19 protein-coding genes and 2 rRNA genes are annotated in these 23,493 nt (G+C 68.7%); 16 read left to right on the top strand and 5 right to left on the bottom strand.

The window, feature by feature from the left end; genetic code table 11:
- The first annotated feature begins 45 nt into the window (after nt 1–45).
- The 10 genes from OG251_RS17090 to OG251_RS17045 all read left to right on the top strand — a co-directional run bounded on the left by OG251_RS17090 (nt 46) and on the right by OG251_RS17045 (nt 10,365).
- Nucleotides 46–3,171, top strand: a 23S ribosomal RNA gene (locus tag OG251_RS17090).
- 79 nt (nt 3,172–3,250) lie between these two features.
- Nucleotides 3,251–3,367, top strand: a 5S ribosomal RNA gene (gene rrf / locus OG251_RS17085).
- 71 nt (nt 3,368–3,438) lie between these two features.
- Nucleotides 3,439–4,083 carry an HAD family hydrolase gene (locus OG251_RS17080; protein ID WP_073725520.1) on the top strand — a complete coding sequence of 215 codons (645 nt, stop codon included), beginning with the start codon at nt 3,439–3,441 and terminating at the stop codon, nt 4,081–4,083.
- Between the two features lie 41 nt (nt 4,084–4,124).
- Nucleotides 4,125–5,330, top strand: a complete 1,206-nt coding sequence (locus OG251_RS17075) for an MFS transporter (RefSeq protein WP_326678001.1) — start codon at nt 4,125–4,127, stop codon at nt 5,328–5,330.
- The gene (locus OG251_RS17070; protein WP_326677999.1) at nt 5,299–6,471 is read left to right on the top strand and encodes an acetoin utilization protein AcuC; all 1,173 of its coding nucleotides are present in this window, start codon (nt 5,299–5,301) and stop codon (nt 6,469–6,471) included. Before OG251_RS17075 ends, OG251_RS17070 begins: the two co-directional genes overlap by 32 nt.
- Before the next feature lie 140 nt (nt 6,472–6,611).
- On the top strand, nt 6,612–7,427 hold the full coding sequence (locus OG251_RS17065) for a phosphatase (RefSeq protein WP_326677998.1): 816 nt from the start codon (nt 6,612–6,614) through the stop codon (nt 7,425–7,427).
- Nucleotides 7,428–7,555: 128 nt separating this feature from the next.
- Nucleotides 7,556–7,768, top strand: a complete 213-nt coding sequence (locus OG251_RS17060) for a helix-turn-helix domain-containing protein (RefSeq protein WP_014046653.1) — start codon at nt 7,556–7,558, stop codon at nt 7,766–7,768.
- Nucleotides 7,769–7,878: 110 nt separating this feature from the next.
- Nucleotides 7,879–7,977, top strand: a complete 99-nt coding sequence (locus OG251_RS17055) for a 30S ribosomal protein bS22 (RefSeq protein ID WP_003948845.1) — start codon at nt 7,879–7,881, stop codon at nt 7,975–7,977.
- Nucleotides 7,978–8,169: 192 nt separating this feature from the next.
- Entirely contained in the window at nt 8,170–9,291 is a 1,122-nt protein-coding gene (locus OG251_RS17050; RefSeq protein WP_326677997.1) for an NAD-dependent epimerase/dehydratase family protein, read from the top strand.
- A 15-nt stretch (nt 9,292–9,306) separates the two neighbouring features.
- Nucleotides 9,307–10,365: a lysophospholipid acyltransferase family protein gene (locus OG251_RS17045; protein WP_326677996.1), complete on the top strand. Its 1,059-nt coding sequence runs from the start codon at nt 9,307–9,309 to the stop codon at nt 10,363–10,365.
- Between the two features lie 121 nt (nt 10,366–10,486).
- Here the strand turns inward: OG251_RS17045 and OG251_RS17040 are convergent, their stop codons facing one another.
- The 3 genes from OG251_RS17040 to OG251_RS17030 all read right to left on the bottom strand — a co-directional run bounded on the left by OG251_RS17040 (nt 10,487) and on the right by OG251_RS17030 (nt 14,048).
- Complete coding sequence (locus tag OG251_RS17040; RefSeq protein ID WP_326677995.1) at nt 10,487–11,680, bottom strand: DUF5667 domain-containing protein; 1,194 nt, start codon at nt 11,678–11,680, stop codon at nt 10,487–10,489.
- A 230-nt stretch (nt 11,681–11,910) separates the two neighbouring features.
- Nucleotides 11,911–12,687, bottom strand: coding sequence for an ECF subfamily RNA polymerase sigma factor, BldN family (locus tag OG251_RS17035; protein ID WP_073725534.1), 777 nt, complete (start codon nt 12,685–12,687; stop codon nt 11,911–11,913).
- Between the two features lie 392 nt (nt 12,688–13,079).
- Nucleotides 13,080–14,048 (bottom strand): HAD family hydrolase, encoded by a 969-nt coding sequence (locus OG251_RS17030; protein ID WP_326677994.1) that lies wholly within the window; start codon nt 14,046–14,048, stop codon nt 13,080–13,082.
- Between the two features lie 180 nt (nt 14,049–14,228).
- Between OG251_RS17030 and OG251_RS17025 the strand changes: the two genes are divergently transcribed.
- From OG251_RS17025 to hemB, 6 genes are all read left to right on the top strand, one after another.
- Entirely contained in the window at nt 14,229–14,504 is a 276-nt protein-coding gene (locus tag OG251_RS17025; RefSeq protein ID WP_326677993.1) for a glutaredoxin family protein, read from the top strand.
- 272 nt (nt 14,505–14,776) lie between these two features.
- Nucleotides 14,777–15,547, top strand: coding sequence for a redox-sensing transcriptional repressor Rex (locus OG251_RS17020; protein ID WP_326677992.1), 771 nt, complete (start codon nt 14,777–14,779; stop codon nt 15,545–15,547).
- A complete protein-coding gene (locus OG251_RS17015) occupies nt 15,544–17,037 on the top strand; it encodes a glutamyl-tRNA reductase (protein WP_326677991.1) in 1,494 nt (497 codons plus the stop codon). The genes OG251_RS17020 and OG251_RS17015 overlap by 4 nt, the downstream gene beginning before the upstream one ends.
- Nucleotides 17,034–18,020, top strand: a complete 987-nt coding sequence (gene hemC, locus OG251_RS17010; RefSeq protein ID WP_326677990.1) for a hydroxymethylbilane synthase — start codon at nt 17,034–17,036, stop codon at nt 18,018–18,020. Before OG251_RS17015 ends, hemC begins: the two co-directional genes overlap by 4 nt.
- The gene (locus OG251_RS17005; RefSeq protein ID WP_326677989.1) at nt 18,017–19,687 is read left to right on the top strand and encodes a bifunctional uroporphyrinogen-III C-methyltransferase/uroporphyrinogen-III synthase; all 1,671 of its coding nucleotides are present in this window, start codon (nt 18,017–18,019) and stop codon (nt 19,685–19,687) included. The genes hemC and OG251_RS17005 overlap by 4 nt, the downstream gene beginning before the upstream one ends.
- Nucleotides 19,688–19,805: 118 nt before the next feature.
- On the top strand, nt 19,806–20,810 hold the full coding sequence (gene hemB, locus OG251_RS17000; protein WP_326677988.1) for a porphobilinogen synthase: 1,005 nt from the start codon (nt 19,806–19,808) through the stop codon (nt 20,808–20,810).
- Nucleotides 20,811–20,903: 93 nt separating this feature from the next.
- Here hemB and OG251_RS16995 read toward each other — a convergent pair whose 3' ends face one another.
- Nucleotides 20,904–22,865: a transglycosylase domain-containing protein gene (locus OG251_RS16995; protein ID WP_326677987.1), complete on the bottom strand. Its 1,962-nt coding sequence runs from the start codon at nt 22,863–22,865 to the stop codon at nt 20,904–20,906.
- A gap of 133 nt (nt 22,866–22,998) precedes the next feature.
- Nucleotides 22,999–23,472 carry a hypothetical protein gene (locus tag OG251_RS16990; RefSeq protein WP_326677986.1) on the bottom strand — a complete coding sequence of 158 codons (474 nt, stop codon included), beginning with the start codon at nt 23,470–23,472 and terminating at the stop codon, nt 22,999–23,001.
- Between the last annotated feature and the right edge of the window lie 21 nt (nt 23,473–23,493).

Here is a 23,493-nt window from a genome sequence, read left to right as displayed (position 1 = left end):
GGCTGGTCGTTGTTTGAGAACTGCACAGTGGACGCGAGCATCTGTGGCCAAGTTTTTAAGGGCGCACGGTGGATGCCTTGGCACCAGGAACCGATGAAGGACGTGGGAGGCCACGATAGTCCCCGGGGAGCTGTCAACCAAGCTTTGATCCGGGGGTTTCCGAATGGGGAAACCCGGCAGCCGTCATGGGCTGTCACCCGCTGCTGAACACATAGGCAGTGTGGAGGGAACGAGGGGAAGTGAAACATCTCAGTACCCTCAGGAAGAGAAAACAACCGTGATTCCGGGAGTAGTGGCGAGCGAAACTGGATGAGGCCAAACCGTATGCGTGTGATACCCGGCAGGGGTTGCGCATGCGGGGTTGTGGGATCTCTCTTTCATAGTCTGCCGGCTGTGAGACGAGTCAGAAACCGTTGATGTAGGCGAAGGACATGCGAAAGGTCCGGCGTAGAGGGTAAGACCCCCGTAGCTGAAACATTAACGGCTCGTTTGAGAGACACCCAAGTAGCACGGGGCCCGAGAAATCCCGTGTGAATCTGGCGGGACCACCCGCTAAGCCTAAATATTCCCTGGTGACCGATAGCGGATAGTACCGTGAGGGAATGGTGAAAAGTACCGCGGGAGCGGAGTGAAATAGTACCTGAAACCGTGTGCCTACAAGCCGTGGGAGCGTCGCTGGCAGCACTTGTGCTGTCAGTCGTGACTGCGTGCCTTTTGAAGAATGAGCCTGCGAGTTTGCGGTGTGTTGCGAGGTTAACCCGTGTGGGGAAGCCGTAGCGAAAGCGAGTCCGAACAGGGCGATTTAGTAGCGCGCTCAAGACCCGAAGCGGAGTGATCTAGCCATGGGCAGGTTGAAGCGGAGGTAAGACTTCGTGGAGGACCGAACCCACCAGGGTTGAAAACCTGGGGGATGACCTGTGGTTAGGGGTGAAAGGCCAATCAAACTCCGTGATAGCTGGTTCTCCCCGAAATGCATTTAGGTGCAGCGTCGTGTGTTTCTTGCCGGAGGTAGAGCACTGGATAGGCGATGGGCCCTACCGGGTTACTGACCTTAGCCAAACTCCGAATGCCGGTAAGTGAGAGCGCGGCAGTGAGACTGTGGGGGATAAGCTCCATGGTCGAGAGGGAAACAGCCCAGAGCATCGACTAAGGCCCCTAAGCGTACGCTAAGTGGGAAAGGATGTGGAGTCGCAGAGACAACCAGGAGGTTGGCTTAGAAGCAGCCACCCTTGAAAGAGTGCGTAATAGCTCACTGGTCAAGTGATTCCGCGCCGACAATGTAGCGGGGCTCAAGCGTACCGCCGAAGTCGTGTCATTCCAGCACATACCCCCAACGGGGGCTGGGATGGGTAGGGGAGCGTCGTGTGCCGGGTGAAGCAGCCGCGGAAGCGAGTTGTGGACGGTTCACGAGTGAGAATGCAGGCATGAGTAGCGATACACACGTGAGAAACGTGTGCGCCGATTGACTAAGGGTTCCTGGGTCAAGCTGATCTGCCCAGGGTAAGTCGGGACCTAAGGCGAGGCCGACAGGCGTAGTCGATGGACAACCGGTTGATATTCCGGTACCCGCTTTGAAACGCCCAGTACTGAATCAGGCGATGCTAAGTCCGTGAAGCCGGCCCGATCTCTTCGGAGTTGAGGGTAGTGGTGGAGCCGATGAACCAGACTTGTAGTAGGTAAGCGATGGGGTGACGCAGGAAGGTAGTCCAGCCCGGGCGGTGGTAGTCCCGGGGTAAGGGTGTAGCCCGTGTGGTAGGTAAATCCGTCACACATATAAGGGTGAGACCTGATGCCGAGCCGATTGTGGTGAAGTGGATGATCCTATGCTGTCGAGAAAAGCCTCTAGCGAGTTTCATGGCGGCCCGTACCCTAAACCGACTCAGGTGGTCAGGTAGAGAATACCGAGGCGTTCGGGTGAACTATGGTTAAGGAACTCGGCAAAATGCCCCCGTAACTTCGGGAGAAGGGGGGCCATCACTGGTGATCCGATTTACTCGGTGAGCTGGGGGTGGCCGCAGAGACCAGCGAGAAGCGACTGTTTACTAAAAACACAGGTCCGTGCGAAGCCGTAAGGCGATGTATACGGACTGACGCCTGCCCGGTGCTGGAACGTTAAGGGGACCGGTTAGTGCACTTTCGGGTGTGCGAAGCTGAGAACTTAAGCGCCAGTAAACGGCGGTGGTAACTATAACCATCCTAAGGTAGCGAAATTCCTTGTCGGGTAAGTTCCGACCTGCACGAATGGCGTAACGACTTCTCGACTGTCTCAACCATAGGCCCGGTGAAATTGCACTACGAGTAAAGATGCTCGTTTCGCGCAGCAGGACGGAAAGACCCCGGGACCTTTACTATAGTTTGATATTGGTGTTCGGTTCGGCTTGTGTAGGATAGGTGGGAGACTTTGAAGCGGCCACGCCAGTGGTTGTGGAGTCGTCGTTGAAATACCACTCTGGTCGTGCTGGATGTCTAACCTGGGTCCGTGATCCGGATCAGGGACAGTGTCTGATGGGTAGTTTAACTGGGGCGGTTGCCTCCTAAAGAGTAACGGAGGCGCCCAAAGGTTCCCTCAGCCTGGTTGGCAATCAGGTGTTGAGTGTAAGTGCACAAGGGAGCTTGACTGTGAGACCGACGGGTCGAGCAGGGACGAAAGTCGGGACTAGTGATCCGGCAGTGGCTTGTGGAAGCGCTGTCGCTCAACGGATAAAAGGTACCCCGGGGATAACAGGCTGATCTTCCCCAAGAGTCCATATCGACGGGATGGTTTGGCACCTCGATGTCGGCTCGTCGCATCCTGGGGCTGGAGTCGGTCCCAAGGGTTGGGCTGTTCGCCCATTAAAGCGGTACGCGAGCTGGGTTTAGAACGTCGTGAGACAGTTCGGTCCCTATCCGCTGTGCGCGTAGGAATATTGAGAAGGGCTGTCCCTAGTACGAGAGGACCGGGACGGACGAACCTCTGGTGTGCCAGTTGTCCTGCCAAGGGCATGGCTGGTTGGCTACGTTCGGAAAGGATAACCGCTGAAAGCATCTAAGCGGGAAGCCTGCTTCGAGATGAGTATTCCCACCCTCTTGAAGGGTTAAGGCTCCCAGTAGACGACTGGGTTGATAGGCCAGATGTGGAAGCCCGGTAACGGGTGGAGCTGACTGGTACTAATAGGCCGAGGGCTTGTCCTCAGTTGCTCGCGTCCACTGTGTTAGTTCTGAAATAACGAACGGCCGTGTTGTGTTCCGGTGTTGGTTAATTTCATAGTGTTTCGGTGGTCATTGCGTTAGGGAAACGCCCGGTTACATTCCGAACCCGGAAGCTAAGCCTTTCAGCGCCGATGGTACTGCAGGGGGGACCCTGTGGGAGAGTAGGACGCCGCCGAACAATTTTTCCGGGAAAGCCCCGTGCCTTGTGGCACGGGGCTTTTCTGCGTTCTGAACGTCTAGGGTCGAACCATGCGCTACGAACTGGTCATCTTCGACAACGATGGTGTGCTCGTCGACAGTGAGCCGATCTCCAACACCATCCTCGCCGGCTACCTCACCGAACTCGGTCACCCCACCTCCTACGAGGAGTCGCTCCGCGACTACATGGGGGCCGCCGTGCACCGGGTGCACGACCTCGTCGCCGAGAGGACCGGGGAGAAGCTGCCCGCAGACTTCGACGAGACACTGCACGCGCGGGTCTTCGCCGCGTTCCGGCGGGAGCTGGTGGCGGTGGACGGGGTGCAGGAACTGCTGGGGACGCTGGTCGCCGACGGGGTGGACTACTGCGTCGCCTCGTCCAGCAGCCACGAACGGATCAGGGTCGGCCACCGGGCGGCCGGGCTCGACCAGTGGTTCGAGGAGGAGTGGATCTTCAGCTCGGAGGATGTCGGGCGGGGGAAGCCGGCGCCGGATCTGTTCCTGTACGCGGCGGAACGGATGGGGGTCGCCCCGGAGCGGTGTGTCGTGATCGAGGACAGCCCGCTCGGTGTCGAGGCCGCTCGGGCCGCCGGGATGGATGTGTACGGGTTTACGTCGATGATGCCGGCGGACCGGCTGACCGGCGTGACCGGTTACTTCTCCGAGATGGCTCAGCTGCCGGAATTGCTTGCCTGATCCATCTACCCACGGGTAGATCCTGGCCCTACGCTCCCGCCATGACAGATGCGCGGTTGCGGCACGGTCGGGCCTCCTTGGCGTTGAGCTTCCTTGTGCAAGGGGTGACCTTTGCTCTGCTCGTGACGCGTATCCCCGCCATCCAGGACCAGTACGGAATATCCGACGGGCTGCTGCCCGTCTTCCTGGCCGCCGTGCCGATCCTGGCGGGGGTCGGCAGCGTGGTCACCGAGAAGGTGGTCGCGCGGGTGCGGCCCGGGACCGTACTGAGGTGGGCGCAGCCCGTCGTGCTGCTGGCCCTGCTCGGGGTGGGCGGTGGCGGGGAGGTGTGGCACGTCGCCCTCGCGCTGGGGGTCTTCGGGCTGGCGGTGGGAGCGCTGGACGCCTCGATGAACATGATGGGCGTCAGCCTTCAGCGGGCGTACGGGCGCAGCATCATGCTCGGGTTCCACGCCGTGTACAGCCTCGGTGGGATCGCCGGGGCGTCGATGGCCTGGGCCGGGGCGCACTGGGATCTGTCGTTGCTCGTGTCCTACCTGCCCGCCGTGGTGGTGCTGCTGCCCGCCGCGTTCCTCGGCAGCCGCTGGTACACGGAGGGGAAGGGGCCGCGGGAGCGGGATGCCGCGGTGGACGGGGCCGCTGGGGTGTCCGTCCCGTTCAGGCTGCTGCTGCCGCTGTGTCTCGTGATGAGCTTCGCGTACATCGGGGACTCGACCGTCTCCAACTGGAGTGCCAAGTACCTCCAGGACGTGCTGGGCAGTTCGGAGCAGATGTCGACGGTTCCGTACAACGTCTACATGGTGACGACGCTGCTGGGGCGGGCCGTCGGGGACATCGGGGTGCGGCGGCTCGGGGCGGTGGCCGTGGTGCGGGGCGGGAGCGTGCTGGCGGCGGCCGGGTTCGGGGTGGTGGCCGTGGCGCCGGGGGCGTGGGCGGGGATGCTCGGGTTCACGATGCTGGGGCTCGGGCTCTGTGTGATCGTGCCGCAGACCTTCGCCGCGGCCGGGCGGATGTTCCCCGGGGCCAGCGATGTGGCCATCGCCCGGCTGAACATCTTCAACTACGTGGGGTTCCTCGTCGGTTCACCGCTCGTGGGGGCGCTCGGGGACGCGTGGAGCTACCGGGGCGCGATGCTCGTACCGATGGTCCTGGTGCTCGCGACCCTCGTGCACGCCCGGTCGTTCGGGGCGGAACCCGCCCGATACGGTGGCGGGCATGAGCGGCCGCGCACAGCTGATGTGGGATGACGCAGTAACGGGATACGACTTCGGGGACAGCCATCCGATGGACCCGGTCCGGCTCGCCCTGACGATGGGGCTGGTGCGGGCGTTCGGGCTCGACGGGGCGGTGGACGTACGGGCGGCGAAGGCCGCCGGGGACTCCACGCTGCGGCTGGTGCACCGGGCGGACTACGTGGCGGCGGTACGGGCCGCGTCGGCGGACCCCCGGTCCGCGGATCAGGCGTACGGGCTCGGCACCGTGGACGACCCGGCCTTCTCCGGGATGCACGAGGCGTCCGCGCTGATCGCCGGGCTGTCGGTGGGAGCGGCGGAGGCCGTGTGGCGGGGGGAGACCCGGCACGCGGTGAACTTCACCGGGGGGCTGCATCACGCCATGCCGGGTGCGGCCGCGGGGTTCTGCGTCTACAACGACCCGGCGCTCGCCATCGCCCGGCTGCTGGAGCTGGGCGTGGAGCGGGTCGCGTACATCGATGTGGACGTCCACCACGGCGACGGTGTGCAGGCCGCCTTCTGGGAGGACCCGCGGGTGCTGACCGTCTCGATGCACGAGCACCCGCGCACGCTGTTTCCGCAGACCGGATGGCCCGAGGAGACCGGCTCCGGGGCGGGTGAGGGCAGCGCGGTGAATGTGGCGCTGCCGGCGGGTACGGGGGACGCCGGGTGGCTGCGGGCGTTCCACGCGGTGGTGCCCGAGCTGGTGGCGGATTTCCGGCCGCAGGTGCTGGTGACCCAGCACGGGGCCGATACGCACTTCGAGGACCCGCTGGCCCATCTCGCGGTGTCGCTGGACGCGCAGCGGGCCGTGATGGCGTCCTGCCACGATCTCGCGCACGCGTATGTGGACGGCGGGCGCTGGCTGGCGCTGGGCGGCGGCGGGTACGCGGTCGTCGATGTGGTGCCGCGGTCCTGGACCCATCTGGTGGGGATCGCCGCGCATGCGCCGGTGGACCCGGAGTCGGTGATTCCGGCGTCGTGGCGGGATGAGGTCTACGCCCGGACGCGGCAGCTGGGTCCGGCCCGGATGACGGACGGGCGTACGCCGTCCTGGCAGCCGTGGGAGGCCGGGTACGATCCGGCGGACCGGCTGGACCAGGCGGTACTGGCGACCCGGCGGGCGGCGTTTCCGCTGCGGGGGCTGCTGACCTGAGGCGCCCCGGGCGTGGTGGGGGCTCGGGTGGTCCTGGCGTACGGGGCGAGGAGTGCGGTGGGGCCGTGCCATTACGCCAACGGTGGGGCGTCGTCCGGGTTCCGGCCCCCGGCCGGCCGCCGTGCGGGAGCATCGCAAGGGTGTTGAGCACTGGAGCGCTGCGCGCTCATCTGCTGGCGGCCCGGCTGGCCGGGCCCGTGGCCACCTCGCGGGAGAACAGCCTGCGGAGTTATCGGCTCTTCGCCGTGCGGGATCCGCGGGCGACGCTCGGCCTCGATCCGGAGTGGGCCTGGGGCGAGCGTGATCTGTTGCGGCTGATGGCCGACAAGTGCGGGGTCTCGGACGATCCCGCGCATGTTTCCGGTCAGGATGTGATCGATCCGGAACGGACGCTGGCCGGTCTGGCCGCGTTCGCCGAGCGGCTCGCCGGAGTGGCGGCCCGGCGGGCGCCGGTGCTGTTCGGGACCGGCCATCCGCACCGACTGATCGGGTTCTACGCCGAGCTGGCAGACGCCTTGTCGGCGGCAGGGTGCCACGTACTCACCCCCGCGCAGGGGCGATCTGTCGACATAACGACCCGGTTCGGCGTACGCACGTACCACCTCGACTACGTACGACGTGTCGCTCTGATGCGCGAACCCGGCGTGCGGGCCCCTGGTGGTGGGACCGGCGTGCACAGCCACTCCCCGCTGCCGGTTCGGGTCGCGCTGGCGGCGGCGGCGCAGCAGTTCGGAGTACTGCCCGCGCTGGTGATCGGGGACCACGGCTGGGTCTGCGGTGCAGGTCAGCTGGGCATCGAGGCCATCGGGCTGGCGGATACGGATGATCCCGCGCTGTTCGTCGGGGAGGCCGAGGGGAGGGTGTCCGTCGCGGTTCCGCTTGATGACGGCGTGCAGTCGGACTACTACCGCCCGCTTACTCGCTATGTACTCAATCGGGCGTGTCTGTCACAGTAGGCGGCCGATCGCCTCTCCTCTTCCCCACTCGCATCACCCGCCCCTAATCTGGGCAGTGAGCGCACAACGACGAAGAGTCACCGGAGGGGAAGCCGGTGCGCGTCGCATGCGGAAGGTACAGGTGGGTCATGGCTGCTGGCAGCGAGAGGCCTCTGAACGAGGTCAAGTTTCTGACCGTGGCGGAAGTCGCGTCGGTCATGCGAGTGTCGAAGATGACCGTGTACCGCTTGGTGCACAGCGGTCATCTGCCGGCGATCCGGGTGGGAAGGTCCTTCCGGGTGCCGGAGCAAGCGGTTCACGAGTATCTCCGCGAGTCCTTTGTGGGGGTGGAGTCGGCCTGACATCGCCCTCGGATTACGTCCCTCACTCTGTGGCGGGTAGGCTAGGCCGACGTAGGTCGTGTGGGCCCAGACGCCCCGCACCAGTGAAGATGAAGTGAGCGAGGGTAGTCGTGGGCTCTGTTATTAAGAAGCGGCGCAAGCGGATGGCCAAGAAGAAGCACCGCAAGCTGCTCAAGCGCACGCGCGTTCAGCGTCGCAACAAGAAGTAAGCGAACGCAGTTCGTGAATCCGCAGCCCTTCCGCCGTCCTGGCGGGAGGGCTGCGGTGCTTTTTTCGGGCAAGCCCGCGCCAAGCCCGTCATGGGGTCGTCACAGGGCAACATCGACCGGCTACGGTGACGGCCAGGGGATTCCCGCGCTCCGCGCGGGACCCGCTCTCACGACCGACGGAAGGCGCTGATCTTGGGCAAGGTCGTGCTCGTCACCGGAGTGGCCCGGCAGCTGGGGGGCCGCTTCGTGCGGCGCGTCCAGCGCGAACCCGGTGTGGACCGGGTGATCGCCGTCGACGCGGTCACGCCCGAGCATCGGCTGGGCGACGCCGAATTCGTCCGCGCGGACATCCGGCAGCCCGCGATCGCCAGGGTCCTCGCCCAGCACTCCGTCGACACGGTCGTCCATCTGGACGTCTCCGGCAAGGCGCTCGGTGCGGGCGGCCGGACGGCGGTCAAGGAGAACAACGTCATCGGCACCATGCAGCTGCTCGGTGCCTGCCAGAAGTCGCCGACCGTCCAACGGCTCGTGATCAAGTCCAGTACGAGTGTGTACGGCTCCGCCCCCCGCGATCCGGCGGTGTTCACCGAGACCACGCCGCCCAAGTCCCTGCCCAGCGGCGGCTTCGCCAAGGACGCGGTGGAGGTCGAGGGGTACGTACGGGGCTTCGCGCGCCGCCGGCCCGATGTCGCGGTGTGCGTCCTGCGGTTCGCGAACATCCTGGGACCGCATCCGGATTCGCCGCTCGCCGACTATCTGTCGCTGCCCGTCCTGCCGACGGTCCTCGGGTACGACCCGCGGCTCCAGTTCGTGCACGAGGACGATGTCATCGACGTCCTGGGGATCGCCTCGCGCGAGCCCCGGCGCGGGACGCTGAACAGCGGGACGTTCAACATCGCGGGCGACGGGGTGCTGCTGCTCTCGCAGTGCGCGCGGCGGCTGGGGCGGCCGACCGTGCCGGTGCTGCTGCCCGCCGTCACCTGGGTCGGCTCGGCCCTCCGTACGATCGGCATGACCGACTTCTCGGCGGAACAGATCCGGCTGCTCACCCATGGCAGGGTGGTCTCCACCGTGCAGATGCGCGAGACGCTGGGTTTCCGTCCGAAGTTCAGCACGGCGGAGACCTTCGCGGAATTCGCGCGGAGCCGGGGACCGGGACTGCTGCCGCCCGAAGTGGTGGGCAGGGCGGTGGACCGGCTGGCGGCGCTGCCGTTGCCGGGCGGTCCCGGTGGCGGGCCGACGGGTGGCGGGAGCGGTGCCGGGCCTTCGGGTGACGGGGCCGGTGCGGTACAGACGACTCACGGCGCCAGGTAGAGGAGCGCACCGACGATGGCGGATGCCAAGGTCATTCCGTTCGACGACGACCGTTCGCGGTCCGGTGGTGGCGCGCCGCGTTCGGCACGTCGCCGGACCGGGGCGGGCAGCGGCGCGACCGGGCAGGGCGAGGGCTCCACGGCGCCCGTGAGCGCGCTGCCGGGCGGGCAGGTCCCCGAATCCGCTGCCGCGCCGCCCCAGGAGTCACAGGGGGCTCAGGAGGGTCCGGAGCGTGGCGGCTGGGACCGGCGGATCGCGGGCGGCCTGGCGTTCCTGCGGCGCCGGGTCACCGGGGACTACGAGGTCGACGAGTTCGGTTACGACAAGGAGCTCACCGACCAGGTCCTGATGTCGATGCTCCGGCCGATCGCGGACAAGTACTTCCGGGTCGAGGTGAAGGGGATCGAGAACATCCCGTCCGACGGCGGGGCGCTCATCGTGTCCAACCACTCCGGGACGCTGCCGCTGGACGGGCTGATGCTCCAGGTCGCGGTGCACGACAACCATCCGGCCGGACGGCATCTGCGGCTGCTGGCCGCCGATCTGGTCTTCCATCTGCCGGTCGTCAACGAGCTCGCGCGGAAGGCCGGTCACACGCTGGCCTGCGCGGAGGACGCGCAGCGGCTGCTGGAGGGCGGCGAGATCGTCGGGGTGATGCCGGAGGGCTTCAAGGGCATCGGCAAGCCGTTCGGCGAGCGGTACAAGCTCCAGCGCTTCGGGCGGGGCGGTTTCGTGTCGACGGCGCTGCGGGCCGGTGTGCCGATCGTGCCGTGCTCGATCGTGGGCGCGGAGGAGATCTACCCGATGATCGGCAACGCCAAGACCCTGGCGCGGCTGCTGGGGTTCCCGTACTTCCCGATCACACCGACGTTCCCGTGGCTGGGGCCGTTGGGGGCGGTGCCGCTGCCGACGAAGTGGACGATCCAGTTCGGGGAGCCGATTCCCACGGACGGGTATCCGCCGGAGGCGGCGGAGGACCCGATGCTGATGTTCAACCTGACGGACCAGGTGCGGGAGCAGATCCAGCACACGCTGTACAAGCTGCTGGTGCAGCGGCGGTCGGTCTTCTTCTGACGTCTTTCCGGTCAGGTCCTGTTCGGTCCGGGGCCGGGTTCACGATGCGGGATTCGGGTGCGGGCGCGCCGGGAGGGGGCCGGTCACTCGATCCGAGTGACCGGCCCCCTCCGGTGCGGCCTTACGGCTTCAGGCTCTCGCCGTCGATTCCCAGCCCCGGGAGCAGGCCCGGGAGCAGGGGTGGCAGGGTCACGTCCGGTGCGGGCGGCTTGCCGGTCTCGTCGTCGGGGGACGGAAGGGTGCCGTCCGTGGGGAGGTTGTCCAGCAGACCGCCCGTACCGCCGCCGAGCAGGCCCTCGGCGGAGGCGTCGCCGGAGCCCGAGGGTTTCGGCGAGGTGGTGTCGCCGCTGTGGCCTTCGGAGGCCGCGGGGGGCGAGGGTGCCGGTCGCTGGGGCCGGGTGGTGTCGTGGGACTGTCCGGGGGAGTCGGAACGCGCGGTGCCGCCGCTCCTGCCCGGCGTACGGGGGAGGAGGGACTGGAGCGGTGCTACTTCCTCGTCCATGGCTTCGAAGACCGAGCTGACCTTTTCGCCGATGTCGGTCAGCTGCACGGGCAGTCGGTCGCGGAGGCTGCTCCAGCTCTCGCGGTGCGAGCGGGAGAAGGAGTCCAGGGTCTGGATCGGGCCGATGGTGCCGTCCCGCTGGTAGGCGGAGTGGAGCAGCCGGTGGCCCTCGGAGGCGTCGTGCGACATACCGTTGAGCGCGCGCCTGATCTCACCGAGCGATTCGTGGTCCATCTCGCCCGAGCGTCCCCGCTCCATGAGGCGGCGGGCCTCACTGAGCCGGGTCGATGCCTGGTCGAGGTAGACCTCGCCGCGGTCCGCGTCGCCGTCGGCCATGCCGCGGTTGATGTCCTCCATGCCTCGCTTGAGGCCGTAGAGGGAGTCACCGGGCAGGGCGTCGGAGCTGGCGGCGGCCACTCCGCCGAAAGCGCCCGCGGCCACACCGACGGTGAGCCCACCGGCGGTGAGACCCTTCGCCCAGCGTGAGCGGGGGCGCAACTTCCGGAGTGGGGAGGCCCGGTGGGCCCCCCTGTTCCGTTGTTCGGGTACCGGAGGGCCCGTGGATGCGCCACCCTCGGCGAACATGGTCTCCATGGCAGCGACGAGCTGGGCTCGTTGCACCACTTTGACCTCGGGATCCAACTGTGGCTTCGGTAGCTCACCGAGGCCGTTCGCCAGGGCCAACAGCTTTCCGTGGTCGGCCTGTTCGGCCGGTTCCTCGGGCTGTACGGCCGCCGCACCCTGGGGCGTCTGCTCCTCCAGGGCCTGGGCGAAGGCGTTCGCCCGCCGGTGTGCCGAAACGTTTGCGATCACTGGCGGCACCTCCTCTCGTCATGGACGGTCGACTCCCCTGGGGATCCGGAAGGTTGCACACCTTGAGCGTTTCCACACGATCGAGTGAGTGGTAACGGACAGGGGGTGACGACAGGGGGCCTTCGACCGGCACAACGAGCCGTTCGGCACTTGGGTTACGCACGAAGGATGATCGGACCAGTGTGTGACGGATTGGTTGCCGAAGGTGATTTCTTTGCCCGGCTGTGGGGTCAGCGGGCGTCGTCGGGGAGGAGCCGGGCCAGTGTGCGGACGGCTCGGTACTGGAGGGTTTTGATCGCGCCCTCGTTCTTGCCCATCACGCGGGCGGTCTCGGCGACCGAGAGGCCCTGGAGGAACCGCAGCGTGACGCACTCCTGCTGCTGCGGGTTGAGTCGGCGCACGGCTTGGAGCAGTGCGGCGTTGGAGAGGGACTCCAGGACGGAGTCCTCGGGGCTGCGCTCGACCTCGTTGGCGTCGAGCATTTCGCCGGTGGTCACTTCCAGTCGGAAACGACTGGATTTGAAGTGGTCGGCGACCAGGTTTCGAGCGATGGTGACCAGCCAGGCGCCGAAGTCGCGGCCCTGCCAGGTGAACGTGGAGATACGGCGCAACGCGCGGAGGAAGGTCTCACTGGTGAGGTCCTCCGCTGTCGCCTTGCCGCCCACGCGGTAGTAGATGTACCGGTACACGGTGTCGCTGTACTGGTCGTATAGGCGGCCGAAGGCATCCGCCTCACCGGCCTGTGCGCGCTCGACGAGATCCATCATGCGCGCGCTGTCGCTGTCGGCGGTGGGCCGGCGAACGGTTGACGTGGTCGTGGCGCCGCGGTTGCTGCGTCTTCCGACCGCCGCACCGCGTTCGGCCAGGGCGTAGCAGGGGCCGGCAGGTGCAGGGGTGGCAAAGGCGGGGACGGCGTACGCGGTGGGGACGAAGCCGCGCAAGCGGTCAATGACCGTTGCACGCAGCGTAGCCAGGCCCGAGGCGTCAACCCCGACGTGTGGGTACACGGGACTCCCAGAGGCAGAGCTTCCATCACGAGCAGTTCGAATACCGTCACACGTCGTAGCGAGTAACGGCTCCGGTATGCGTCTGAGGAGAATAACGCTTCGTACAGGCGGCGCTACACCGAGTTGCTCAAATCATCGATTACGTCGCTTCTCTTACTGTTTAGCGACGTATCAAGTAGCACATCGTGACCGGTTATTGATCGGATTACTTCGTGATCTGTCTATGGGCGCGACAGGTTGTGGTCGGGCGTCGGTAATCCGACTGGCCGGAGGGGTGGTCGCGGTGCGTGTTCATCCGGTCCCGATCGGCCTGCGGCCCCGGGCGTGGCACGGGGCCGCAGGACCGGGCGGCGGGACCGCGGGCGAGCTCGCGGGTGTGCTCACGCGTGCGATCAGCGGCGGCGGCGGTGCAGTGCGACCGCCGCGACGGTGCCGCCGGCCAGGGCGCCCACGCCCGCGGCGGCGGGGATGCCGACCTTGGCGGCCTTGCGTCCCGTGCGGTAGTCGCGCAGCCGCCAGTCCAGGGCGCGCGCGTGCTTGCGGAGCTTGGTGTCCGGGTTGATCGCGTAGGGGTGGCCGACCAGGGAGAGCATCGGGATGTCGTTGTGGGAGTCGCTGTACGCCGCGCAGCGGTCCAGGTCCAGGCCCTCGGCCGCGGCCAGGGCGCGTACCGCTTCGGCCTTGGCCGGGCCGTGCAGCGGTTCGCCGACGAGGCGGCCGGTGTAGACGCCGTCGACGGATTCGGCGACGGTGCCCAGGGCGCCGGTCAGGCCGAGGCGGCGGGCGATGATCGTGGCGGTCTCCACCGGGGCGGCCGTGACGAGCCAGACCTTCTGTCCGGCGTCGAGGTGGGCCTGGGCGAGGGCGCGGGTGCCGGGCCAGATGCGGTCGGCCATGTACTCGTCGTAGATCTCCTCGCCGATGGACATCAGCTCGGATACGCGGTGGCCCTTGACGATGGACAGGGCGCTGTCGCGGGCGTCCTGCATGTGTTCCGGGTCCTCGACGCCCGCCAGCCGGAACCATGCCTGCTGCCAGGCGAACCGGGTGAGCTCGCGGCGCTGGAAGAACTTCCGCTTGTACAGGCCGCGGCCGAAGTGGAAGAGCGCGGCGCCCTGCATCACGGTGTTGTCGAGGTCGAAGAAGGCGGCGGCGCGGTCGTCCCCGGCCACCGGGAACGCGGGTTCCCCGGCGGCCTCGGACGCCGCGGCTTCCGGCGCTTCGGGCGTTTCCGGGAGAAGAGAGGGGTCATCGGTGGCGAGCGAGGTCCTGCGTGCTGCTTCGGCTGCTGCCTCGCCGGCCAGCACGCTCCGTGCAGTCGCGGAACGCCTACGGGGTGTGAGCCATCCAAGAGCGGCCATGCCGTGAGCATAACCAGTCCGTCCGTACGTGCCCGACCTGCCGGGATGCCGAGACGTGAACTCTCCGAGGCCGAATCGTTAAACGGGTGATTCCGGGCGTACGGCGTCGGCCCGCCGCGGGAACGGCGCCCGTGCGGCGCGGGGGGCCGGGCCGGGCTCCGGCGGGCGCAGAATGAGTGCATGAGTGCCTTGCTGCGTCGTAAGAGGAAGAAGCCCGCCGAGCGGGTGATCACCCTGGTGGGGAAGCCCGGTTGTCACTTGTGTGACGACGCCAGGGCGGTCGTGGGGGCGGTCTGTGAGGAGACCGGCGCGTCGTGGGTGGAGAAGGACATCACCGAGGACGAGGCGCTGTACAAGGAGTACTGGGAGCAGATTCCGGTGGTGCTGATCGATGGCGAACAGCACACGTTCTGGCGCGTCGACCCGGTCAGGCTGCGCGACGCACTGGGGGCCTGACCGAAACCCGGCTACCATCATGGGCGTTTTGAGTGGTCTCGGGGGCGTAGACATGAGGAGCGTGCACCGCTTTGTCCCCTTCGAGCCTGCAACGGGTTGATGCGGTCCGTGGTTCCGGGATCGCGCAGGCAATGTGCGTGACCCCGGTCACTTTGACCGGACAAAACGGACACCATCTTTGTGCACGCGTTCACAAAGACATAGCCTGCATTCGACGGGGCGGTCTTGGGACATACGGCCGCCTGCAGCCCCGCTCATCCCGCAGGAGCACCGTGGCAACTGGCCGAACTCACCGACCGGCGACCCGTAGCCGAGGAATTCCCGAGGCCACCGTCGCCCGACTTCCGCTGTATCTGCGCGCACTGACCGCGCTCTCCGAGCGATCGGTTCCCACGGTCTCCTCCGAGGAGCTCGCCACGGCCGCGGGGGTCAACTCCGCGAAGCTGCGCAAGGACTTCAGCTACCTGGGGTCCTACGGCACCCGTGGTGTCGGGTACGACGTCGAGTATCTCGTGTACCAGATCTCCCGCGAACTCGGGCTCACCCAGGACTGGCCGGTCGCCATCGTCGGTATCGGTAACCTCGGCGCCGCGCTCGCCAACTACGGCGGCTTCGCCTCCCGCGGTTTCCGGGTCGCGGCCCTGATCGACGCCGACCCGGCCATGGCCGGTACGCCCGTCGCCGGGATCGCCGTCCAGCACACCGACGACCTGGACCGGATCATCAGCGACAACGGTGTGTCCATCGGCGTGATCACCACCCCGCCCGGCGCGGCCCAGCAGGTCTGCGACCGGCTCGTCGCCGCGGGCGTGACCTCCATCCTGAACTTCGCCCCCACCGTGCTCTCGGTGCCCGACGGTGTCGACGTGCGCAAGGTCGACCTCTCCATCGAGCTCCAGATCCTCGCCTTCCACGAGCAGCGCAAGGCCGGCGAGGACGCGGCGGCCGTCGAGGGCGACGACGAGGCGGCGCCGCCGATGCGCGCCACCCCGGTGAGCCGGAAGGGACCCGACGGGGACATGCCCGCCGTGATGCCGGCATGAGTCTCCTCGTCGTGGGTCTGAGTCACCGCAGCGCCCCCGTCTCCGTCCTGGAGCGGGCCTCGCTGGCCGCCGACACCCAGACCAAGCTGTTGCAGGACACCCTCGCCGCGGAGCCCGCGACCGAGGCCGCCGTGCTGGCCACCTGCAACCGCATCGAGCTGTACGCCGACGTGGACAAGTTCCACGCGGGCGTCGCCGAGCTGTCCACCCTGCTCGCCCAGCACAGCGGGGTCGGGCTCGACGAGCTCACTCCGTATCTCTATGTGCACTACGAGGACCGGGCCGTCCATCACCTCTTCTCGGTGGCCTGCGGCCTCGACTCGATGGTGGTCGGCGAGGGTCAGATCCTCGGCCAGATCAAGGACGCGCTCGCGCTGGGCCAGGAGATCCACACCGCCGGCCGGCTGCTGAACGACCTCTTCCAGCAGGCCCTGCGGGTCGGCAAGCGCGCCCACAGCGAGACCGGGATCGACCGGGCCGGGCAGTCGCTCGTCACCTTCGGGCTCCAGCAGCTCGCCGGTGACGCCGACCCCGCCGCCTGGGCCGGCGGCAAGCGCGCCCTGGTGATCGGCGCGGGCTCGATGTCCTCGCTGGCCGCCGCGACGCTCGCCCGTACCGGCGTCTCCGAGATCGTCGTCGCCAACCGGACCCGGGCCCGCGCCGACCGGCTCGTCGAGATCCTGCACCAGGCCGACGGCACCGGTGTGCGCGCCCGCGCCGTCGAGATGGCCGTGGTCGCGGACGAACTGACACGTGCCGACGTCGTGGTCTCCTGCACCGGCGCCACCGGGCTCGTCCTGACCGCCGAGGCCGTCGCCGGAGCGCTCGGCATCCCCTACGACGCCGCCGTCGAGGCGCCCGCGGCCACCGCCGCCGCCACCCCCGACGACCTCGACCAGCACGCGGCGTGGGTGGAGAACGGTTCCGCCACGGCCGCTGCCCCCAGGACCGCGCGGGCCCTCGTGCCCGCGCAGAGCACCGGCCCCGTCCGGCTCGCCCTGCTCGACCTCGCCATGCCGCGCGACATCGACGGAGCGGCCCACCGCATCGACGGTGTGCGCCTCGTCGACATCGAGTCGCTCGCCGAGGCGTCCGCAGACGCCCCGATGGCCGCCGATGTGGACCAGGTGCGCACCATCGTCGCCGACGAGGTCGCCGCGTTCGGCGCCGCTCAGCGCGCCGCCCATGTCGCCCCGACCGTGGTCGCCCTGCGCACCATGGCCGCCGATGTGGTGGCCGGTGAGATCGCCCGGCTCGACGGGCGCCTCCCCGACCTGAACGAGAAGCAGCGCGCCGAGATCACCCAGACCGTGCGCCGCGTCGTCGACAAACTCCTGCACGCGCCCACGGTGCGGGTCAAGCAGCTCGCCAGTGAGCCCGGCGGCGCCGGGTATGCCGACGCGCTGCGGGAACTCTTCGACCTCGACCCGCAGACGGTGGCCGCCGTCTCCCGGGCAGACCTGAACGACCCGAATAGAGGGCGGTCATGACCGACAACTCATCCCCGGGCGCGCAGAGCACCGCGCCCCTGCGGCTGGGCACCCGACGCAGCAAGCTCGCCATGGCGCAGTCCGGCCTGGTGGCCGACGCGGTCAGCGAGGTGACCGGGCGCGCCGTCGAGCTCGTCGAGATCACCACGTACGGGGACACCTCCCGCGAGCACCTCGCACAGATCGGCGGGACCGGTGTGTTCGTCGCCGCCCTGCGCGAGGCACTGCTGCGGGGCGAGGTGGACTTCGCCGTCCACTCGCTCAAGGACCTGCCGACCGCACAGCCCGAGAACCTCGTACTGGCCGCCGTGCCGCTGCGCGAGGACCCGCGCGACGTACTGGTGGCGCGCGACGGGCTGACCTTCGCGCAGCTGCCGTCCGGCGCCCGCATCGGCACCGGTTCGCCGCGCCGCATGGCGCAGCTCAACGCGTACGCCCGGAGCCACGGCATCGACATCGAGACCGTGCCGATCCGGGGCAACGTCGACACCCGGATCGGTTTCGTACGAGGCGGAGAGCTGGACGCGGTGGTTCTCGCCGCCGCCGGGCTCAGCCGCCTCGGCCGCACCGGTGAGGTGACCGACTTCCTGTCGGTCGACATCATGCTGCCCGCTCCCGGCCAGGGAGCACTGGCGATCGAATGCGCTGCAACCAGCGCGGACCTCGCCGCCGCGCTCGCCGAGCTCGACGACCCGTACACCCGGGCCGCCGTGACCGCCGAGCGTGCCCTGCTCGCCGCCCTGGAGGCCGGCTGCTCCGCACCTGTGGGTGCGCTGGCCGACCTCCTGGTCGACGGTCAGACTGTCAACGAACTGCGCCTGCGCGGTGTCGTCGGTTCCACCGACGGTTCCTCGCTGGTGCAGCTGTCCACCACCGGTCCCGTTCCCACGTCGCACGACGACGCGGCGGCCCTCGGTCGCGAACTCGCGTCCGAGATGCTTGCCAAGGGTGCGGCCGGTCTTATGGGGGAGCGAGCACTTTGAGCCCCACCGGCCCCGCCGCATCCGACTTTCCGGTCCTGTCCGCACAGGGACACGTCACCTTCCTCGGCGCCGGTCCCGGCGACCCCGGACTGCTGACCCTGCGCGCCGTCGAGGCGCTCGCGAGCGCGGACGTCCTTGTCGCCGAACCGGAGGTGCTCGACGTCGTTCGCTGCCATGCGCGGGCAGGCGTAAGCACCCCTGAGCTGACGGTTGTTGACGTGGCGTCAACAGCCGCCGGAGTACCCGTTCTCAGGGACGCGGCCAATCTTGTCATGGAGGCCGCGAAGGGTGGCAGGCGGGTCGTCCGTGCGGTGACCGGCGACCCCGGTCTCGACGGCAACGCGGGCGCCGAGATGCTCGCCTGCGCCGCCGCGGGGGTGCCCTTCGAGGTCGTCCCCGGTGTCGCGAACGTCGTGGGTGTGCCCGCGTACGCCGGAGTGCCGCTGCGGGACGCGCAGGGTGCCGACGTGCGTTTCGTCGACGCCCGTACCGCCTCGGACCGCTGCTGGAGCGAGGTCGGCGCGAGCGACGCGACGGCCGTCGTGGCGACCACGCTGGACTCGGTCGCGGCCGCCGCCGGTGAGCTGGTGTCCGCGGGCCGCAAGCCCGACACCCCGCTGACCGTCACGGTCGCCGGCACGACCACCCGCCAGCGCACCTGGACGGCGACCCTCGGGACGATCGCCCAGGTCCTGAAGCAGGCCAAGGTCCTCCCGTCGCCGGACGGGCACCAGTCGGTCATAGCCGTGGTCGGGGAACGAAGCTCAGCCGCCCAGCGCGACCAGCTCGCGTGGTTCGAGTCCAAGCCGCTGTTCGGCTGGAAGGTGCTCGTGCCGCGGACGAAGGAGCAGGCGGCGTCGCTCTCCGACCAGCTGCGTTCGTACGGTGCCGTGCCGCACGAGGTCCCGACGATCGCCGTCGAGCCCCCGCGTACGCCCCAGCAGATGGAGCGCGCGGTCAAGGGTCTGGTCACCGGCCGCTACGAGTGGATCGCCTTCACCAGCGTGAACGCCGTGAAGGCCGTCCGGGAGAAGTTCGAGGAGTACGGGCTCGACGCCCGTGCCTTCGCCGGGATCAAGGTCGCGGCCGTCGGCGAGCAGACCGCCGCCGCGCTGATCGACTTCGGTGTGAAGCCCGATCTGGTGCCGTCCGGTGAGCAGTCCGCCGCCGGTCTGCTGGAGGACTGGCCGCCCTACGACCCGGTCTTCGACCCGATCGACCGCGTCTTCCTGCCGCGCGCCGACATCGCCACCGAGACCTTGGTCGCCGGCCTCATCGAGCTGGGCTGGGAGGTCGACGACGTCACCGCGTACCGCACGGTCCGCGCCTCGCCGCCGCCCGCCGACACGCGTGAGGCCATCAAGGGCGGCGGCTTCGACGCGGTGCTCTTCACCTCGTCCTCGACGCTGCGCAACCTGGTCGGCATCGCGGGCAAGCCGCACAACCTGACCGTCATCGCGTGTATCGGCCCCGCCACCGCCAAGACCGCCGAGGAGCACGGCCTGCGGGTCGACGTCCTGTCGCCGGAGCCGTCCGTGCACAAGCTCGCCGAGGCGCTCGCCGCCTTCGGCGCGCAGCGCCGGGACGCGGCGAAGGAGGCCGGTGACCCGGTGACCCGGCCGAGCGAGCGGCGTCCGGGCGCGCGGCGCCGTCGTACGACGACCTGACCGGCGGATCGCGCTGTGGGCCCGGCCGCTTCGGTGGCCGGGCCCGCCCGTCGTTCCGGGCCTTTTTCCGGCGCGGGTGTCGGTAAGACGCCGATGTGCGCGGGTCTATGGTCGAAGGATGACTGTGTACGGAAACTTCCCCGGCTCCCGCCCCCGGCGGCTGCGGACGACCCCGGCGATGCGGCGGATGGTCGCCGAGACACGGCTCGACCCGGCGAATCTGATCCTCCCCGCGTTCGTCCGCGAGGGCATCGGCGCCCCGGTCGCCATCTCGGCCATGCCCGGAGTGGTGCAGCACACCCTGGACACCCTGCGGAAGGCCGCCGTCGAGGCGGTGTCGGCCGGGGTCTCCGGGATCATGCTCTTCGGTGTCCCGGAGGACGCGAAGAAGGACGCCCGGGGCACGGCGGGCACGGACCCGGAGGGCATCCTCCAGCTCGGTCTGCGCGCCGTCCGGCAGGAGGTCGGTGACGATCTCGTCGTCATGTCCGACCTCTGCCTGGACGAGTACACCGACCACGGCCACTGCGGGGTCCTGACCGCCGACGGCCGTGTCGACAACGACGCCACCCTGGAGCGGTACGCCGAGATGGCCCAGGTCCAGGCCGACGCGGGCGCCCATGTGGTGGGTCCCAGCGGCATGATGGACGGCCAGGTCGGGGTCGTCCGCGACGCGCTGGACCAGACGGGCCACGAGGACGTGTCGATCCTCGCGTACACCGCGAAGTACTCCTCCGCCTTCTACGGCCCCTTCCGCGAGGCCGTCGGCTCCTCGCTCAAGGGCGACCGCAAGACGTACCAGCAGGACCCGGCGAACGCCCGTGAGTCCCTGCGGGAGCTGGCGCTCGACCTCGACGAGGGCGCCGACATGGTCATGGTCAAGCCGGCCGGACCCTACCTGGACATCCTCGCCAAGGTCGCCGACGCGGTGGACGTGCCGGTCGCCGCGTACCAGATCAGCGGTGAGTACGCGATGATCGAGGCGGCGGCGGAGAAGGGCTGGATCGACCGGGACGCGGCCATTCTGGAGAGCCTGACGGGCATCCGGCGGGCTGGGGCGCAGATGATCCTGACGTACTGGGCGACCGAGGTCGCCCAGCGGCTGGGGCGCAGCGGGTCCTGACGGCCCGCCCTCGGCGGGTGCGCCGCCGAGGGTGGCCCGCCCTCGGCGTTCGTACCGCCGAGGGCCGGGGGACCTTCCGCCCGGTGGGTGCGTCTACTTCCCCGTGACGTAGGCGCTCCAGATCCGGAGCGGGAAGACATTGCCGCGGTCCGATTCGTCCCCACCCACGCCCTGCATCCCCAGCAGTTGGGGGGTGCCGGGCTTGTTGCGGAACATCGTGACGGCGGTGGTCAGCCCCTGGGTGTGGCCGATGAACCAGGCCGACCTCATCCGGTCGCCCTCGCCGGTCGCGCCCGCCGCGAGGCCGTCGAGCGCCTGGGACCTGATGAACGGTTCGAGCTGATCGTCCCGTGTCAGCCTCGTCCAGGCCACCGTCCCCAGGACGTTGTTCACGTTGTTCGCCACCGAGGCGTCCATCGCCCGCCGCAGCTCGGGCTTGGCGAAGCCCTCGATCTCCTCGCCGTCGCGGGTCACCCGGGTCACCGAGTAGGGATCGGCGCGCATGCCCTCGTTGCTGAAGGCGGTGTACGCGTCCGCCATCCTGACCGCGCTCGGTGTGGACGTGCCGAGGGGGAAGGACTTGTCCAGGCGGGCCAGGCTCGACTCGTGCAGCCCGGCCGCGACCGCCAGCTCCTTCACCTTCTTCAGCCCGATGTGCTTGCCGAGCTGGACGAAGGTGGCGTTGGCCGACGTGATCAGGGCCTCGCTCAGGGTCGTGGGCGCCGTGACCTTCACCGAGCCGGGGCCGGCCCCCGGCGGATAGGTGGGCACCGCGAGCGGGCCGCCCCTGACCAGGTTCCCCTCACTGTCGTAGCCGCTCTCCAGGGTGATCCCCTTGCCGTGCTGAAGGGCCGCAGCCAGCACGAAGGGCTTGAAGGCCGAGCCGACGGGGACGCCCGCGGTGTCGGCGTTGTTGGCGAAGCGGGTGGTCGCGTCGGCCCCGCCGTACACCGCGACCACGGCCCCGTCCTCGGGCCGCACGGATGCGGCGCCGACCTCGACGTACTTGTCCTCGGGGCGCTTCTTGGGGTCGAGGTCGCGCGCGCGCACGCTCCGCACGGCCCGCTCCAGCTGCTGCGTCCTGTCCTTCTCGAAGGTGGTGTGCACCCGGTAGCCGCCCCGGGCCAGGTCCTTGTCGGTGAGACCCGAGCTCTTCTTGATGTACTTGTTGGCGATGTCGACGAGGTAGCCGGTCTGGCCGCCGAGGCTGGTCGGCTTGGCGGCCGTGCGCGGCTCGGGGAACTCCCGGTACTCGGCGCGCTCGGCCTTCGTCATGCTGCCGGTCTCCACCTGCCGGTCGAGGATCCACTTCCAGCGGCCGACGGCGCGTTCGTGGTTGCCCTTGCTGATCGCCGGGTCGTACTGCTCCGCCCCCTTGAGCAGGGCCGCGAGCAGCGCCGCCTGGCTGGGGTCGAGGTCCTTCGCGGGGATTCCGTAGTACGCCTGCGCCGCCGCCTGGACGCCGTTGGCGCCGCGGCCGAACCAGCTGGTGTTCAGATACCCCTGGAGGATCTCCTCCTTGGTCTGCTTGTTGTTCAGCTTCAGGGAGATGAAGAACTCCTTCACCTTCCGGGTGGCCGTCTGCTCCTGGGTCAGATAGGTGTTCTTCACGTACTGCTGGGTGATGGTGGAGCCGCCCTGGGTCTCACCGCCCTTGACCACGCTGACGACCGCGCGGGCGAGCCCCGTCACCGATACCCCCGGGTCGTCGTAGAAGGTCTCGTTCTCGGCGGCGATGACCGCGTCCTCCACCGAAGCCGGTATGTCGGCGAGCGTGACGTTCTGCCGGTTGACCGTGCCCACGCTCACCAACTGGCTGCCGTCCGCCCAGTAGTAGACGGAGCCCTGCCGGCGCGCCTCCGCGTTCTCGTCCGGGATGTCGACCGACGCGTACACCACGGCGAACAGCCCGGCCAGCGCACCGCATCCGAGCAGGACCCCGCTCAGCACGTGCCGCCACGAAGGGACCCAGCGGCGCCAGTTGGTTCTTCCCCGGCGGGGGTAGTCGATCAGGCGTCCGCGGTGGCGGTTGGGGCGGTTGGGGCGTCGGACCATGCTCCAGCTCCTCGTTCACCGTCCGCAGCGGGGGCGCGGACTTGTGAGAGGAGATGTTCCGGATAGCGATCAGGTTGTCTCGGGGGCCCCAACCTGCACAAGTGGCCCGAGCGGCGTCGAGCCGCGGGTGCGATCAGGCCTTGCCCACCGCTTCGAGGACGGACCTCGCACCGACCTGGACGAGGGGGTCCTCGTCCGCCCGCGCGGCGGCGGTCAGGGCCTCGGTGACCGCCGGGTCGGAGGCGTAGGGGCCCAGCGCCAGCACCACGTACTGGCGCACCAGGTCCTCCTCCGGGTCGTTCAGCGCCGCCAGCAGGGCCCGGCCGGCGCGGTGGGCGAGACCGGGGTCGGCCGGGGGCCACAGGCGCAGGAGCGTGGCGCATTCGACGCGGGCGAGGTCGTACTCGCCCGCGTCGGCGACCACCGAGACGAGGAACGGCTGCGCGGTGACGTCGGCGTCCAGTTCGGCGATGATCGCGCGCTTGCGGTCGCTGTCGGCGGGCAGGGCGCGGTACTCCGCGATGAGGCGTCGCGCGGTGTCCGTGTCGTCCGCGGTGAACGCGGCGTCCGCGTCGTCCGGGGTGTCCGGGGCGTCCGGGTGGGGCATGGCTGCTGTGGCTTTCTGCCG

It is taken from the genome of Streptomyces sp. NBC_01237 (assembly GCF_035917275.1).
Classification (GTDB): Bacteria; Actinomycetota; Actinomycetes; order Streptomycetales; family Streptomycetaceae; genus Streptomyces.
This window is presented reverse-complemented; position numbering and strand designations above follow the sequence as displayed.